The organism is Komagataeibacter europaeus LMG 18890, assembly GCF_000285295.1.
In the GTDB taxonomy this organism is placed as follows: domain Bacteria; phylum Pseudomonadota; class Alphaproteobacteria; order Acetobacterales; family Acetobacteraceae; genus Komagataeibacter; species Komagataeibacter europaeus.
On sequence record NZ_CADP01000082.1, the window covers coordinates 1 to 13,990 of the forward strand.

17 protein-coding genes and 2 pseudogenes are annotated in these 13,990 nt (G+C 63.0%); 14 read left to right on the forward strand and 5 right to left on the reverse strand.

The features are described 5' to 3' along the window. From GEU01_RS24650 to GEU01_RS16380, 10 genes and pseudogenes are all read left to right on the forward strand, one after another. A pseudogene (locus GEU01_RS24650) lies at positions 1 to 187 on the forward strand (helix-turn-helix transcriptional regulator); the annotation flags it as partial. Then, entirely contained in the window at positions 187 to 1,242 is a 1,056-nt protein-coding gene (locus GEU01_RS16340; RefSeq protein ID WP_026018808.1) for a replication initiator protein A, read from the forward strand. The pseudogene GEU01_RS24650 and the gene GEU01_RS16340, both read left to right, overlap by 1 nt. Then, positions 1,239 to 1,877, forward strand: coding sequence for a ParA family partition ATPase (gene parA, locus GEU01_RS16345; RefSeq protein ID WP_019086922.1), 639 nt, complete (start codon positions 1,239 to 1,241; stop codon positions 1,875 to 1,877). Before GEU01_RS16340 ends, parA begins: the two co-directional genes overlap by 4 nt. After that, complete coding sequence (locus GEU01_RS16350; RefSeq protein WP_019086921.1) at positions 1,874 to 2,617, forward strand: DNA-methyltransferase; 744 nt, start codon at positions 1,874 to 1,876, stop codon at positions 2,615 to 2,617. Before parA ends, GEU01_RS16350 begins: the two co-directional genes overlap by 4 nt. Next, positions 2,614 to 2,856: a ribbon-helix-helix protein gene (locus GEU01_RS16355; protein ID WP_019086920.1), complete on the forward strand. Its 243-nt coding sequence runs from the start codon at positions 2,614 to 2,616 to the stop codon at positions 2,854 to 2,856. The genes GEU01_RS16350 and GEU01_RS16355 overlap by 4 nt, the downstream gene beginning before the upstream one ends. Continuing rightward, positions 2,853 to 3,317, forward strand: a complete 465-nt coding sequence (locus tag GEU01_RS16360; protein ID WP_019086919.1) for a DUF2840 domain-containing protein — start codon at positions 2,853 to 2,855, stop codon at positions 3,315 to 3,317. The genes GEU01_RS16355 and GEU01_RS16360 overlap by 4 nt, the downstream gene beginning before the upstream one ends. Continuing rightward, positions 3,314 to 3,850: a S26 family signal peptidase gene (locus tag GEU01_RS16365; RefSeq protein ID WP_019086918.1), complete on the forward strand. Its 537-nt coding sequence runs from the start codon at positions 3,314 to 3,316 to the stop codon at positions 3,848 to 3,850. Before GEU01_RS16360 ends, GEU01_RS16365 begins: the two co-directional genes overlap by 4 nt. Before the next feature lie 7 nt (positions 3,851 to 3,857). Then, positions 3,858 to 4,196 (forward strand): DUF736 domain-containing protein, encoded by a 339-nt coding sequence (locus tag GEU01_RS16370; protein ID WP_019086917.1) that lies wholly within the window; start codon positions 3,858 to 3,860, stop codon positions 4,194 to 4,196. Beyond that, positions 4,183 to 4,884, forward strand: a complete 702-nt coding sequence (locus tag GEU01_RS16375; protein WP_026018807.1) for a lytic transglycosylase domain-containing protein — start codon at positions 4,183 to 4,185, stop codon at positions 4,882 to 4,884. Before GEU01_RS16370 ends, GEU01_RS16375 begins: the two co-directional genes overlap by 14 nt. Before the next feature lie 246 nt (positions 4,885 to 5,130). After that, positions 5,131 to 6,885: a relaxase/mobilization nuclease domain-containing protein gene (locus tag GEU01_RS16380; protein ID WP_019086934.1), complete on the forward strand. Its 1,755-nt coding sequence runs from the start codon at positions 5,131 to 5,133 to the stop codon at positions 6,883 to 6,885. Between the two features lie 11 nt (positions 6,886 to 6,896). Here GEU01_RS16380 and GEU01_RS16385 read toward each other — a convergent pair whose 3' ends face one another. The 3 genes from GEU01_RS16385 to GEU01_RS16395 form a co-directional block, all read right to left on the reverse strand. After that, the gene (locus tag GEU01_RS16385; protein WP_019086935.1) at positions 6,897 to 7,487 is read right to left on the reverse strand and encodes an RES family NAD+ phosphorylase; all 591 of its coding nucleotides are present in this window, start codon (positions 7,485 to 7,487) and stop codon (positions 6,897 to 6,899) included. A gap of 4 nt (positions 7,488 to 7,491) precedes the next feature. Continuing rightward, positions 7,492 to 8,124, reverse strand: a complete 633-nt coding sequence (locus GEU01_RS16390; protein ID WP_019086936.1) for a hypothetical protein — start codon at positions 8,122 to 8,124, stop codon at positions 7,492 to 7,494. A 104-nt stretch (positions 8,125 to 8,228) separates the two neighbouring features. Beyond that, positions 8,229 to 8,648, reverse strand: coding sequence for a DOPA 4,5-dioxygenase family protein (locus GEU01_RS16395; protein ID WP_019086937.1), 420 nt, complete (start codon positions 8,646 to 8,648; stop codon positions 8,229 to 8,231). A 117-nt stretch (positions 8,649 to 8,765) separates the two neighbouring features. Here GEU01_RS16395 and GEU01_RS16400 point away from each other — a divergent pair, with 117 nt between their 5' ends. Then, the gene (locus GEU01_RS16400; protein ID WP_019086938.1) at positions 8,766 to 10,748 is read left to right on the forward strand and encodes a conjugal transfer protein TraG; all 1,983 of its coding nucleotides are present in this window, start codon (positions 8,766 to 8,768) and stop codon (positions 10,746 to 10,748) included. A 5-nt stretch (positions 10,749 to 10,753) separates the two neighbouring features. Further along, positions 10,754 to 11,179 carry a hypothetical protein gene (locus GEU01_RS16405; protein ID WP_019086939.1) on the forward strand — a complete coding sequence of 142 codons (426 nt, stop codon included), beginning with the start codon at positions 10,754 to 10,756 and terminating at the stop codon, positions 11,177 to 11,179. A 198-nt stretch (positions 11,180 to 11,377) separates the two neighbouring features. Here the strand turns inward: GEU01_RS16405 and GEU01_RS24655 are convergent, their stop codons facing one another. Further along, complete coding sequence (locus tag GEU01_RS24655) at positions 11,378 to 11,776, reverse strand: MerR family transcriptional regulator (RefSeq protein ID WP_003618791.1); 399 nt, start codon at positions 11,774 to 11,776, stop codon at positions 11,378 to 11,380. Between the two features lie 73 nt (positions 11,777 to 11,849). Here GEU01_RS24655 and GEU01_RS16415 point away from each other — a divergent pair, with 73 nt between their 5' ends. Further along, positions 11,850 to 12,500, forward strand: coding sequence for a cation transporter (locus GEU01_RS16415; protein ID WP_010516881.1), 651 nt, complete (start codon positions 11,850 to 11,852; stop codon positions 12,498 to 12,500). Next, a pseudogene (locus GEU01_RS23035) lies at positions 12,493 to 13,623 on the forward strand (TolC family protein); the annotation flags it as partial. The gene GEU01_RS16415 and the pseudogene GEU01_RS23035, both read left to right, overlap by 8 nt. 12 nt (positions 13,624 to 13,635) lie before the next feature. On the opposite strand, the gene GEU01_RS16425 reads toward GEU01_RS23035, so the two are convergent. Continuing rightward, the coding region (locus tag GEU01_RS16425; RefSeq protein WP_019086449.1) for a transposase at positions 13,636 to 13,990 on the reverse strand (355 nt) is incomplete at its 5' end.

Genomic DNA, 13,990 nt, shown 5'->3' on the forward strand with positions numbered 1-13,990 from the left:
CACTGGCCCGCGCTACTCAAAACTCGGTGGCCGCGTGGTCTATCGGGTGGATGAGTTGCAGGCCTGGGTCGAGAGCGGGGCACGCGCCCACACCTCCGACACGACTGCCGGCACCGTATCGGCGGCCGCGCGGCAAAGCCCGCTGATCCCGCCGACACCGGCGACCTCACGCGGGAACCGCCGCTGATGTCCCCGACCAGCAGAGCGCGCTCCGAGCGCGAGCAACTGGAACTCTTCCATGCCATAGCAGGAGATTTCGCGCCTCGTGATGCCCAGGATCTGATGGCGTTTCCGTTCTTCAGCCTCGCCAAGTCCCCTCGCATGGTCCCGATCGATTACCGGACCCCGGACGTCACCATCCGGGTTGAGGCGTCAGCCGAACATGGCATGGCCACGATCTGGGATGCTGATGTGCTGATCTGGGCCGCCAGCCATCTTGTTGCCGCACGCGACGCCGGTCGGCGCACGTCGCGGTTGATGGTGGCCAGCCCGCGCGAGATCCTGACCTTCATCGGCCGGGGCGACAGCGCGCGGGATTATGAGCGGCTGGAAGCGGCGTTCGATCGGCTGCAATCCACCACGATCAAGACCTCGCTCCGGCAGACCGGGAAGGGCCAACTGCACCGCTTTTCCTGGATCAACGAATGGAAGCGGCACACCGCGCGGGAAGGGCGCACCCGTGTGATCGAACTGATCCTGCCCGACTGGTTCTACCAGGCCGTGCTCGATGACGCGCTCGTGCTGACCATCGATCCGGCCTATTTTAGCCTCACAGGTGGTCTGGAGCGCTGGCTCTATCGCATCGTGCGCAAGCATGGCGGTCGCCAGCGTGCGGGCTGGGCCTTCGGCCTGCGCCATCTCTACGAAAAATCCGCCAGTCTTTCCCCCTATCGCCGCTTTGCCTTCGAACTTCGCGAGATGGCGAAGCGGCAGCCCTTTCCCGGCTATCGGCTGTCGGTGCGCCCCGACCGCAACGGTAACGACACACTGGCCTTCGCGCCTGCCAAACTATCCACAGGGGGCTGTGGACAAGCTGTGAATCCATCCGTGCTATCAGTTGTGGATTTATCCGTGCCATCACTGCCACGGCATCCGTGCTATCGTTTGCGGAAAACGCCGAATCACGACGTTGAATCAAATGGTTATGATGCCCTTAACTTAGAATCTAACTTAAAAGAGTCTAACTTTAAGGATGTTGGCACCCCGCCCGATCTGCGGATAACCCCCGGAGAAGGGCCATGATCGTGGCCTTCCTCAACCAGAAGGGCGGCGTCGGCAAGACGACGCTGGCGCTGCATCTCGCTGGCCAATGGGCTCGGGAAGGCCAGCGCGTGACGGTCATCGACGCCGACCCGCAGGGCTCGGCGCTGGACTGGTCGGCACAGCGGGCGCGGGAGGGACTGCCCCGGCTGTTCGGCGTGATCGGGCTGGCACGCGACACACTCCACCACGAGGCGCCCCAACTGGCTCAGGGGGTGGATCACGTCGTCATCGACGGTCCTCCGCGCGTGGCGGCGCTGCTGCGCTCCGCCCTGCTGGCCGCCGATCTGGTGCTGATCCCCGCCCAGCCCTCGCCGTTCGACGGCTGGGCCTCGGCCGAGATGTTGCGGCTGCTGGAGGACGCGCGCCTCTTTCGTCCCGGCCTGCTCGCCCGCTTCGTGCTCAATCGTTGCGCCGCGCGCACGGTCATCGCCCGCGAGACCCGGTTGGCGCTCGCCGGGCATGAACCGGCGGCATTGTTGGCACGGATCGGCCAGCGGGTCGCTTTCGCCGATGCTGCGCGTTCCGGCCGCCTGGTGTGCGATCTTCGTCCGCAGGGGATCGCAGCCCGTGAAATCGTCGCCCTGACGGCCGAGATCGGGGGGCTGGTGTCATGACCCTGCTGACCGGCGACAGCACGCTCCTGATGCCCTGGCACGGCCCCTACGATATGATCCTGGCCGACCCGCCCTATGGCGATACATCGCTTACCTGGGGCCGGCAGGTGGTGGACTGGCCCGGTAAGGCTCTTGCCGCTCTGAAACCCAGCGGCTCGCTCTGGGTGTTCGGTTCGCTGCGGAGCTTTCTCGCATCCAACGCGGCATTCCGGAACGCAGGCTGGAAATATGCTCAGGAACTGGTCTGGGAGAAGCAGAACGGTTCCAGCTTCCATGCCGATCGGTTCCGGCGCGTCCATGAACTGATCGTCCAGTTCTATCGCGACGATACGCCCTGGCGTGCCGTCTACAACGTGGTTCCGACCACGCCCGACGCGCGGGCACGCACGGTACGACGGAAACACCGGCCGCCCCACATGGGCCGGATCGATGCCGGTCATTACGTCAGCGAGGACGGTGGCCCGCGCCTGATGCGCTCCGTAATTCCGGTCCGCAATGCGCATGGCCGCGCCATCCATCCCATCGAAAAGCCGGTAGCCCTGCTGGAGATCCTGATCCGCACGAGCTGCCCACCGGGTGGCCTGGTGGGCGACTGGTTCGCCGGCTCGGGCGCGGCCGGTGTTGCCTGCCGATTGGCTGGTCGGCGCTATGTCGGCTGCGAGATCGATCCCGTCATGGCGCAGAAGGCGCGCGACCGCATCGCCTCGGTGCTGCCGCTCGGCGAAGGAACTGCGCCATGACAGGGCGTCGCACGTTTCCCGGCTTCGCATCGCGCCCCGCCGACCCGGAGCGCTGGGTCAAGGCGCCGGACAAGCCTGCGGCTGCCAACCGTTTTACCGCCCGGCTGACCATCGACGTCACGCCGGCGCTGCGCGCGCGGCTCAAGGTCGCGGCGTTCCAGCGCGGCATCACGGTCGCCGACATGCTGCGCGCGCTGCTGGCCCGCGAGTTCCCCGATACTGCTGGAGATGTGCCATGACCGACACCCTCGCTCATGTCGAACTGACCTGGATCGAGAAGCGCATCGAGCACTGGATCCGCTTCGGCTCTGTCGCCCATGAGCAGATTCTCGATCGTCGGCGGCGGATACTGAGCTTTCCGCCGGACACCGTGTTCGCGTTCCTGCGCTGGGCGGCGAACGATTACGGCACGGTGGTGTCCTGCATCGACATCGTGCGCGTCACCCATCCCGGCGAGCCCTATCAGACAGTACCGTTCGTGCGTCCCGGCGGCGAGAGCCTGCTGCGTCAGAGCGGCTGGCCGAAGGTCCGGTTGGTGCTCGAAGCCGTCGATCGTATCGAAGCGATCGGCATCGATCCCGTCGACGTGGCGCCCGAGCACTGGCGGCATCTGCACAACCGGATGCTTTCCGGGCAGGCGTCACGTCCCTACACGCGCGACCGCCATCAGGCTTGGCTGCGCCGGAGGGCGGTGTCATGATGCGCCTTGGCTGGTTCTTCACCACGTATTTCGCAATACTCGGTGTTGGCACATCAGTGGCGATCCATCCGGCGCCCCGGCTGATCTGGAACGCCACCGCCAGCATACCGGTCGGACTGTATCGCCTGCAATCGGTGCGCATCTTGCATGTCGGAGACCTGATCGCGATCCGACCCCCGACAGACATTGCCACGATGCTGGCGCACGGTGGCTATCTGCCGCTCGGTGTGCCGCTGCTCAAGCCGGTCGCCGCACTGCCGGGACAACGGGTCTGTCGCACTGGTGCTGCCGTCACGGTCGACGGGAAGGTGCTCGGCGATGCGCTGGCCCGCGATCATCGCGGCCGTTCGCTGCCGGTCTGGCAAGGCTGCCGGCATGTCCTGCCTGGCCAGATCTTCGTCATGAATCCGGCGGTCCCGACCAGTCTCGACGGTCGCTATTTCGGCGTCCTGCCGGTCGACACCGTGCTCGGCCGCGCGCAGCCGCTGTGGCTCGCGCCGTCACCGATTTCTCTCAACCTCAAGCAGAAATGAGGCTGACATGGCTCAGATCGGAACTTTTACGCGCACGGCTGACGGCTTCGCCGGTCGCCTGCGCACGCTCGCCCTCGACGTCGAACTGACAATCGTGCCGGCGACATCGTCGGACGCCGAGCATGCGCCCGATTATCGCGTCCATCTCGGTGACGCTGACGCCGGACCGGAGATCGGCGCTGGCTGGAAACGTACCGGCGAGAAGGCGGGCACTTACCTCGCGCTGGTTCTCGACGACCCCATGCTGGCGCAGCCGATCCGCGCTAACCTGTTCCAGTCCGATCGTCAGGGGCGTGCCTTTCATCTGGTCTGGAACCGCCCGGTGAAGCGCGATGACCTGCGGTAAATCGGTGCTCCGGCTGTTCAATGTTGTGCTTCCGGTCGTCGTGTCCATGACTATACCGAGGCATGTCGCGGTTGCCGATCCATACGCCGACATGATCGCGGAAGCGGCCATGCGCGCGCAGATTCCAGCCTCATGGATTGCTGCCGTCCTGCATACCGAGAGCCGGGGTGATGCGCATGCCGTGTCGTCGGCGGGTGCTATGGGGCTCATGCAGGTGATGCCCGGAACATGGGCCAGCCTGCGCACGTCGCTCGGCCTCGGCGACGATCCGTTCGACCCGCATGACAACATCCTGGCTGGTGCGACCTATCTGCGCTGGATGCGGGACCGCTACGGCGAGGCCGGGTTTCTCGCCGCCTATAATGCCGGTCCCGCGCGCTATGACGAGCATCTCGCGACCGGCCGGCCGCTCCCTGTCGAGACGCGGAACTACGTCGCGTCGGTCAGCGCTCGGCTCGCTCTTCCGCTCGCTGACGACATCACGATCGGCGCGCCGTTGGCACGATCCTGGCAGGAGTCCTCCCTCTTTCCGGCGTCATTCCTGCGCACGGAAAATGCTCCTCGGCATGTCGAGAGCGCACACGATCCGGCACATCCCGCCGACGCCCGCCCAACCGACTGGACGGCGCTCGCACCGCAGTCAGCCGGGCTGTTCATCGCGTCAGGGCTTGGGGAGGCGCGCCGATGATTCCCGTTCCGGTCCATCGGGCGCTGGCGGGCTATGGGTGCTTTGGGGATGGGGTGCTGGGGGGAGGCAGGCAACGGAGGGAAAGACGGCAAGGTAAAAGCAGCGCCCGTGCGGGGCTGCATGTGGTTGGTTTGATTGGGGAATTTGTCCTCTCACCGCGCACCGCCTGCGGCTGTCCGTGCATTTTTCCTCATGTTTTCAACGATCCGGGCGCGGTCAGGCGCGCATCGAAGCGGAGAGCGGGCCATGCCGACGCGCGATGATGGCCTGACTGTCCGGCCCGGACGCATCCAGCATGGCAATCAGGGCGCACGACCGAAATCCTTCGTCGGTGAGGTCATGCGGGCCGCGAAGAAGGCCGGTCATACCGGCACCCGGTTAGGAGCGAAGGGCAGGGGAGGCGGTGGCGGTTCCCGTTTCGGGCGCGGCCGGCGTGCGGCACTCTCCATGCGGTTGCGCAGCAATGCCCGTCGGGTCGTGGTCAAGGCGCGGGTCGTCCGCCAGCAGGGTGCGCGGTTTCGGTCAGCACCACTCGCCCGGCACATCGCCTATCTCAGGCGCGAGGGCGTCACTCGCGACGGGGCCAGGGCCCATCTGTTCGATGTCGGGTCTGATGAGGCGGACAGCAAGGCCTTCGCGGAACGCTGCGAAGACGACCGTCACCATTTTCGCTTCATCGTCTCGCCCGAGGACGCAGCACGGATGGAGGATCTGCGGGGCTTCGCGCGGGAGTTGATGCAGGACATGGAGCGCGACCTCGGCACCAAGCTGGACTGGGTCGGGGTGGATCACTGGAACACTGACAATCCGCATGTCCACATCCTGGTGCGCGGCGTGGCCGACGACGGCAAGGATCTGGTCATCAGCCGCGCTTATATCAGCCAGGGCCTGCGCGACCGCGCCGCCGAACGGGTGACGTTGGAACTTGGCCCGCGCAGTGAACAGGAAATCCGCACCGCGCTGGAAACCGAGATCGGCGCTGACCGCTGGACCAGTCTCGATCGCGCGTTGCAGGACATCAACGACGAGCGCGGCGGCATCGTCGATCTGCGACCGGGCGCGGGTGCTGAAGACCCGGAACTGCGCCGCCTGCTGGTGGGCCGGGCGAGCAAGCTGGAAGGGCTTGGTCTTGCCGAACCGGTCGGGGTGGCCCGCTGGACCCTCAAGCCGGGGCTGGAGGCGACGCTGCGCGATCTTTCCATCCGGGGCGACATCATCAAAACCATGCACCGCGCCATGTCCGGCGGTGGGACAGAGCCCGACATCGCGGGTTTCGCGATCCACGGTGAGAAGCTGGCCGATCCGATCGTTGGCCGGCTGGTCGAGCGCGGGCTAGACGACGAACTGAAGGGTTCGGGCTACGCGGTGATCGCCGGCACCGACGGGCGCACGCATCATCTCCGCTTCCCCGATCTGGATCTGACCGGCGATGCGAAGCCGGGCGCGATCGTCGAGACCCGCACCTGGGAGGATGCCAAGGGCACGCAGCGCCTGTCGCTCGCCACGCGCTCGGATTTCACGCTGGCCGAGCAGGTGACGGCGCCCGGCGCGACCTGGCTCGATCGCCAGTTGCTCGCCAAAGATTCGGCGCTGGCCAATGCGGGCTTCGGGGCCGAGGTCCGCGAGGCGAGGGCGCAGCGGATCGATCATCTCGCCTCCGAGGGGCTGGCCCGGCGGCAGGGCGAGCGCGTGGTGTTCGCACCCGACCTGCTCGGCACCCTGCGCCAGCGTGATCTCGATCAGGCGGCCGCCAGATTGGCGGCGCAGACTGGTCTGCAACACCGGCCCGCGAAGGAAGACGAGATTGTCTCGGGGGTTTATCGCCAGCGGGTCAACCTGTCCTCGGGTCGGTTTGCGATGGTCGACGATGGGCTGGGGTTCCAGCTCGTGCCGTGGCGCCCGGCGCTGGAGCAGAAGCTCGGACGGCAGGTTTCCGGCACCCTGTCGCCGGGTGGAGCGGTGGACTGGACTTTCGGACGGAAGCGGGGACTCGGGATTTGAAACCTTGCCGGTCAGTTCGTCAGTCCCACGCCATAGATCTCCATCAGTTCATAGAACCAGTCCGCATCGAGATTGTCGCTCTGGGAGGCGATCGCAATCGCGCTCTCCGTCCGGTCGAAAAGGGCGAAACAGATCTGATCGTTGTCATGGCGGGCGCGGTAGCTGATGCCGTCGGCATCGGACCATGCGTCGTGAACGGCTTTCGACCAGGCGTGTGGCAGATCGTACGGCAGGCCGGATGATGTGACCTCCGCCGTGGCGCCGAGCACAGCCAGTCCGGGGCCATGCAGCTCCACCAGCCGCAGTTCCCGATTGGCGCTCAGTATGGTGCAGGCCTTGGCGGCGATGAGATTGATCGGCAGCAGCGTGCGGCCTGGCGCGCGCAGGAACGTCTCCGCGAACGCGCCGGCCTGCTGTTCCGCCGTGTACAGAACGCCATGAGAGCCGTCCGGCGCGTTGAGACGCCCGGAGCGCGAACGGTCGAAATAAATCGGATCATGAGCGCGGGAGTGAAAACGATGCAGGGGATGGCCCGCGGGCAGAATGCGCCAGCGGGGTTGCCGGGAGGCGAGGTCTCCCGGCGGCCAGGGCTGGTTCGGCACGCGGTCAGCCGCCCTGGACGCCGATGGACTGCGCGGCTTCCACAACCGCTTCGGTCTTGCCAGCGCCCAGCGCTTCGATCGGTGTCTGCCCGTCGAGTTGTGCGAGCGGCGTAACCAGGAAATTCAGACGGAACCATGCGCTTTCGCTTGGCAGGGCGGCGAGCACCGGCTTCAGGCCCGACACGACCCCATCCCCAGTGAACTGCGCGACCGGATAGCGCCGCTCGCCGCTCGGTCCCGGAACCGCCAGGATCGCCTGTTCGCGGACTTTCTTCTCGATGGCCTGGCGGGTGACTCTGAGCAGTTCCCTGACCTGATCGAGCGTATAGGCGCCACCGGCACGGCGAAGATCGTCGTCCCTGATCTGTTTCCCGCGTAACAGGGCAAGTCCCCATGGGCCGACCGCATAGGCATCTGTTGCGGTCTCGCGGGAGGGAGAGCGACCGGCTTGCGGCCGAACCTCGTATTCCAGCACCTGTGGCTTCGCGCTGGCACGTCCGCGCGTTCGAGCTGTCTTGCGTGCAGCCAGTTCCAGGCCGGCCGGCACCGTCACGATGCTGCCCACGCCGAGAAGTCGGGTTCTCGTATGGCTTCCCGCAACGCGGGTGCGTGTTTCCGAACCGGGTGTCGTGGGCATCCTGTCGCCTCCTGGCAGAGTCCTCTTCGTGATGGCAATATAGGAAACCATGACAACCAAAGCAACCAATAGAACGCCGCCACGCTCCTGGCTTTGGGCTGGCGTCAGATCAGCGCCGTACCCGCCGGTTCAGTATTCGGAGCCCCTGCGTCGTCCGCCTTCGGCGAGTCTTCCGGTAGCCGCTTCGGCAGCAAGGCGCGACGCTGCCCGAGCCAGAGTCCGTCGCTGATGTGATCCCGGCGCGGAGAACGCGTATTCGGGTGGATCAGGATGCTCAGGCCCCGGTGATTGAGTATCAGCCAAGGAACGAGCGTCGCGAACAGCCCGGTCTCGAAGGCGATCTGATACATCGGCAACGTGTGTGGGCCGACCGGAACCTCGTGCCAGCGACCCAGCCGGACCACGAAGCGCTCGGCGACCTCGGCGCGAAGCCTTTCCGCCGCCGCGCGTTCCATCGCGCCGTCGAAATAGACATGGGCATGATAGCTGGCGATGGAGTCGATCAGGCGGATGGTGTCGGTCATCGTTCAATCCCTGCGGACGGGCGCCGTCCGTTTATTGTCCGCTGCTGTCCTGCGGCCCCAGGCGGTGTCATTAGACCTTGAATATCGGAGAATCGAGCTGTCTGGTCGGTTCCTGTCATGAACCAGACCAGGATCCTCTGGGGATCGGTGTTTGCTGTCGGCACCGTGATCCTCGCCTTTACCTGGGCCGCGACCCAGTGGACGGCGTGGCGGCTCGGTTTCCAGCCGCAGCTTGGCGCTCCGTGGTTCATGGTGTTCCGCTGGCCGGTCTATTATCCTCCGGAATTCTTCTGGTGGTGGTTTGCATACGACGCCTATGCCCCGGATATCTTCACCACCGGCGGTTACATCGCGGGGTCGGGCGGGATCGCCGCCGTCATCGTCGCGATTACGATGGCGGTATGGCGCGCCCGCGAGAAAAAACGTGCCACTACCTATGGTTCAGCACACTGGGCCGATCCCCGCGAGATGCGCCGTGCCGGGCTGCTCGCCCCCGATGGCGTGGTGCTCGGTCGCTCCGCCGATGCCTATCTCCGTCATGATGGGCCGGAGCATGTGCTGTGCTTTGCCCCCACCCGATCGGGCAAGGGTGTCGGGCTGGTGGTGCCGACGCTGCTGACCTGGCCGGGTGCCGCCATCGTCCATGACATCAAGGGCGAGAACTGGACGCTGACCGGCGGATGGCGCGCCCGCTTCGGGCCGGTGCTGCTATTCGATCCGACCAACCTTTCCAGTGCCGCCTACAATCCGCTGCTGGAAGTCCGGCGCGGCGAGCGCGAGGTTCGCGACGTGCAGAACATCGCCGACGTGCTGGTCGATCCCGAAGGCGCCCTTGAGAAGCGGAACCATTGGGAAAAGACCAGTCACGCCCTGCTGGTCGGCACCATCCTGCATGTCCTCTATGCCGAGGAGGACAAGACCCTGGCCGGGGTCGCCAATTTCCTCTCCGACCCGAAGCGGGCGATCGAGACCACATTGCGTGCCATGATGACCACACCGCATCTTGGCAAAAAGGGCGTCCATCCCGTGGTTGCCAGTTCGGCGCGGGAACTGCTGAACAAGAGCGACAATGAACGCTCCGGCGTGCTGTCCACCGCCATGTCGTTTCTCGGCCTCTATCGCGACCCGGTGGTGGCGCATGTGACGCGGCGCTGCGACTGGCGCATCCGCGATCTCGTCGCCGGCAGCCACCCGGCAACGCTGTATCTGGTGGTCCCACCCTCAGATATCAGCCGCACCAAGCCGCTGGTCCGTCTGGTGCTGAATCAGATCGGCCGCCGCCTGACCGAGGAACTGGAGGCGAAACGACGCCATCGGCTGCTGCTGATGCTCGATGAATTCCCGGCGCTCGGGCGGCTGGATTTCTTCGAAAGTGCGCTCGCCTTCATGGCGGGCTATGGCATCAAGAGCTTCCTGATCGGCCAGAGCCTGAACCAGATCGAGAAAGCCTACGGCCAGAACAACTCGATCCTCGACAACTGCCATGTCCGGGTCAGCTTCGCCACAAATGATGAGCGGACCGCCAAGCGCGTATCGGATGCGTTGGGGACAGCGACCGAGATCCGTGACGCGAAGAACTACGCCGGGCATCGGCTGTCGCCGTGGCTCGGGCACCTGATGGTGACGCGCCATGAAACCGCGCGGCCTTTGCTCACGCCCGGCGAAATCATGCAGCTTTCCCCAGACGAGGAACTGGTGCTGGTTTCGGGCTGTCCGCCGATCCGGGCGCGCAAGGCGCGCTATTTCGAGGATGCCGAACTGGCCGCGCGCATCCTGCCGCCACCCCGGTTCGAGCCGCCGCCGGCCCCGGAAGGAACGCCCCCCATCGGACCGCCGCCGCCAGGGGACTGGGCTGATGTGGTCCAGCCGCCTCCTGCCGGGAATGTGGATGATGATCCCGCCAATGCCGGCATCCGCCGTGAGCCGGAATTGCCGGAACAGGAGGAGGTGGTGCAGGCGCCGAGAAAGCCGGTGCATGAGTTCGATCCGCCGGAGGACGAACCCGAGGACGACGCCACACGGGCGCAGACCCTTCGGCGTGGGGAGCAGGCTCTTGCGCGGCAGGTGTCGCTCGATCCTGGCGATCGGATGGGGCTGTGACTGCCATGCGGATCAAGCACACGATCCGGCTACCCGCCGATCTCAGTGTCAGGCTTGCCGACTATGCCGCGCGCAAGAAGGTGCCGCAGGCGCTGATTGTGGAGACGGCGCTGGCATCGTTTCTGTCGCCGGATGGGCCGGAGCGGCTGGAGGCGGCGCTCGCTCGGCGGCTGGACCGGATGACGCGGCAGCTGGAGCGGATGGAACGACGGGTCACGATCTCCAATGAATCGCTCGCCGTGTTCGTGCGGTTCTGGCTGACCAGCACTCCCCCACTGCCCGATGCGGCTTTGGCTGCGGCGCAAAGCAAGGGGCGGGAGCGGTATGACGGCTTTGTCGAGGCTGTCGGACGCAGGTTGGCGCGTGGGACGACGCTGGACGACGAGGTGAGGCTGGACGTGGGATCTGAGGTGGAACGGCACGATACCTGAGTCGGTTAAGGGGGGGAAGCCGAATGTCTGCTTCAGAACTGGCCTGATCATAAACTGCCACCATGGGAGCACGTATAGTCCTTGAATTTTCCATGAGGATTTTTCAGATTCTGACACGTGAGGATGAGGCCGTATAACTATTTCGGGTAATCTTCCGTCAAATGCAGAATCGACTGGCTGCGAAAAAAGTCAGGAGAACTAATTATCAAACGGAGAAAGTGCTTCAATAATTCGGCATTCTGAAATATTACCTCCCCCGCATGATTCTATCATCGTAGAAAGTTCATGGCGCAATGCGATGAGATCCGCAATTTTGCGCTCAATTTCTGCCATATGGTCACGAGCAATTCTATCAACTGTCTTACAATCCTGGGTTCCCTGATCCGTTAGGGATAATAGAGCTCTTACCTGGTCTAATGAAAAACCCAGATCCCGAGATCGACGAATAAAAGACAGTCTCGCGAGTGCCTCATCATCATAAGTGCGATAATTGCCATCGGTCCGCTGTGGCGGAGCCAGAAGACCGATCCGTTCGTAATAGCGGATCGTCTCGACTTTGGTATTCGTCGCCTTCCCCAAGGCACCAATCGATCGCATTCCCTGCCTCTTGACCCTGTAGTTGCTACAGGGAGCATACATTAAAACAGATGATTCGTCAGGGAGGCGCTGGATGGCAGGAGGATGCTGTGGTGGATGCACAGATACGCCGCTACCAATCAATAAATCATGGCGGAGAGCGCTCCTGATCGCGCTTTTTCTCAATGCCAGCATGTTTGCCGTTGAAGCTGGGGCTGGCGTGTCGGTTGGATCTGCATCCGTACAGGCGGACGCGATTGATTTCCTTGGCGACAGCGCCAACTACGCAATAAGCCTCAGTGTTGCCGGAATGGCATTGCGATGGCGAGCTGGCGCGGCCTTTCTGAAAGGCCTGACCCTGTTCATGGCTGGGCTATGGGTAATGGCCAATGCTGGGTGGATAGTAATGAACAGCAACCATCCGCCTCACCCAGACGCAATGGGCGGCATTGGTCTGCTTGCCCTCGCGGTCAATCTGGCCTGTGCCCTCATATTATGGACACACCGGAAAGGTGATGCCAACCGCCGTTCTGTATGGATCTGCTCTCGTAATGATGCGATCGGAAATGTTGCCGTTGTGCTGGCAGCTCTGGGCGTGTTTGGCACTCGTTCTGCGTGGCCGGATATTGCGGTAGCTGCCATCCTTGCGATGCTTGGTATTAGTGGAGGTGTGCAGATTATGCGACAATCGAGAGTAGAACTAACAGATAACAAATCAGATATATCACGACATATCAATGTATAAATCATATAATACTCTAGAATATATTAAGCAGGTAAGGAGACGCACACGCTATAATGCGGCATTCATTCTCCTGATTTTTCCCCTGCTCTGTGGCTGTACAAATAGTGATCACTCAAATATTTCGCCGGAATCAGATGTCCAGAAATTTTCCAGCCGTCAATTTACGGATGCCGGATTGCAAGAATTCATTACAAAAGTTCTCGGACCAAACGTATCGAGTCAGGAAAACGCATGGGGCATCACTCGCCTGACGCTTGCTACCTTGTATTTTCATCCCGATATCCTTGTAGCTAAAGCTGAACTGGAAACGGCTCGCGCTGGAATCAAGACAGCCGGTCAACTGCCCAATCCCAGTTTCACGGTGCTGGGTGGCCCATCGGCTCATTACGTCGGCTACGGCGCGTCAATACTGATCGAATTTTTCGGCAGGCGTTATCACCGTATCAAAGAAGCCAGATATCGGGCTGCCGTCGCGCAATGGGAAGTCATCAATACTGCATGGAAACTACGCAGCGACACGCGGTCTGCTCTTCTCGGCGTCTGGGCTGTATCCGGGCGCCTCAAGCTTGTGGAAGAGACTGCGGCAGCTAAACGCGAACTCTTTACCCTGGAACAGGCACGTTTTGATCAGGGGCGAGCATCCGCTCTCGAAATATCGCAGGTACGGACGGAAATGATCCATGCCGAGTTGTCTGTCAGTGATCTGCGGCGCGAGTATGCCGTCCGTAAGGCAGCTCTGGCAGGAGCAATCGGGGTTCCTGCCGAAGCACTTGATTCCATTGCTCTTGATACAAAAGCATTTGATGTCTGTCCCGACCTCATGGAATACCGCGATTCACAGGACATGAGATACCAAGCCGTAATGCAACGCGCGGATCTGCGGGAACTTCTTGCGTCTTATGACGCCGCCCGACAGGCTCTACGGGTCGAAGTTTCCCGACGCTATCCCGATGTCACCATCAGTCCCGCCTATAACTGGGATATTTCAAATCGCTTTGAGGTAAATCCCTCTCTGCAAATTCCGATTTTCAATCAGAACGAAGGCCCCATAGCTGAAGCTGTTGGGCAGGAGCATGAGGCGGCGGCTCGTCTCCGGCGTGCAGAGAACACGGTGTTTAATACCAACCGTTGATTGCTATAACCCATGAGCCCAATTGCGCAGTCCGATTGACATGATGCGCCATGGTTGATTGACGAGCTGGTTCCAGGCATGGCAGGCGATATCAACGATATCGTCATAGGTTCTGAAGATCCTGTTTGAGAGCCATGTATTGCGCAGGAACTGCCAGAGATTTTCCACCGGGTTCAGTTCAGGAGCCCGGGGAGGCAGCGGGAGAATGGTGATATTGTAGGGAACATCCAGCTTCTGACTGGTATGCCATGCGGCCTGATCCACAATGAGGACGGCGTGAGCGCCCTGCGCGACCGTGCGTGAAATCTCCGCGAGATGGAGCTGCATGCCGTGCAGGTTGCAGACAGGGAGCACGAGG

What these genes read in the sequence shown, in the direction of transcription:
- GEU01_RS16340 (WP_026018808.1), top strand. Translation starts at nt 187, where the DNA reads ATGTCCCCGACCAGCAGAGCGCGCTCCGAGCGCGAGCAACTGGAACTC.
- parA (WP_019086922.1), top strand. Translation starts at nt 1,239, where the DNA reads ATGATCGTGGCCTTCCTCAACCAGAAGGGCGGCGTCGGCAAGACGACG.
- GEU01_RS16350 (WP_019086921.1), top strand. Translation starts at nt 1,874, where the DNA reads ATGACCCTGCTGACCGGCGACAGCACGCTCCTGATGCCCTGGCACGGC.
- GEU01_RS16355 (WP_019086920.1), top strand. Translation starts at nt 2,614, where the DNA reads ATGACAGGGCGTCGCACGTTTCCCGGCTTCGCATCGCGCCCCGCCGAC.
- GEU01_RS16360 (WP_019086919.1), top strand. Translation starts at nt 2,853, where the DNA reads ATGACCGACACCCTCGCTCATGTCGAACTGACCTGGATCGAGAAGCGC.
- GEU01_RS16365 (WP_019086918.1), top strand. Translation starts at nt 3,314, where the DNA reads ATGATGCGCCTTGGCTGGTTCTTCACCACGTATTTCGCAATACTCGGT.
- GEU01_RS16370 (WP_019086917.1), top strand. Translation starts at nt 3,858, where the DNA reads ATGGCTCAGATCGGAACTTTTACGCGCACGGCTGACGGCTTCGCCGGT.
- GEU01_RS16375 (WP_026018807.1), top strand. Translation starts at nt 4,183, where the DNA reads ATGACCTGCGGTAAATCGGTGCTCCGGCTGTTCAATGTTGTGCTTCCG.
- GEU01_RS16380 (WP_019086934.1), top strand. Translation starts at nt 5,131, where the DNA reads ATGCCGACGCGCGATGATGGCCTGACTGTCCGGCCCGGACGCATCCAG.
- GEU01_RS16390 (WP_019086936.1), bottom strand. Translation starts at nt 8,124, where the DNA reads ATGCCCACGACACCCGGTTCGGAAACACGCACCCGCGTTGCGGGAAGC.
- GEU01_RS16395 (WP_019086937.1), bottom strand. Translation starts at nt 8,648, where the DNA reads ATGACCGACACCATCCGCCTGATCGACTCCATCGCCAGCTATCATGCC.
- GEU01_RS16400 (WP_019086938.1), top strand. Translation starts at nt 8,766, where the DNA reads ATGAACCAGACCAGGATCCTCTGGGGATCGGTGTTTGCTGTCGGCACC.
- GEU01_RS16405 (WP_019086939.1), top strand. Translation starts at nt 10,754, where the DNA reads ATGCGGATCAAGCACACGATCCGGCTACCCGCCGATCTCAGTGTCAGG.
- GEU01_RS24655 (WP_003618791.1), bottom strand. Translation starts at nt 11,776, where the DNA reads ATGCGATCGATTGGTGCCTTGGGGAAGGCGACGAATACCAAAGTCGAG.
- GEU01_RS16415 (WP_010516881.1), top strand. Translation starts at nt 11,850, where the DNA reads ATGGCAGGAGGATGCTGTGGTGGATGCACAGATACGCCGCTACCAATC.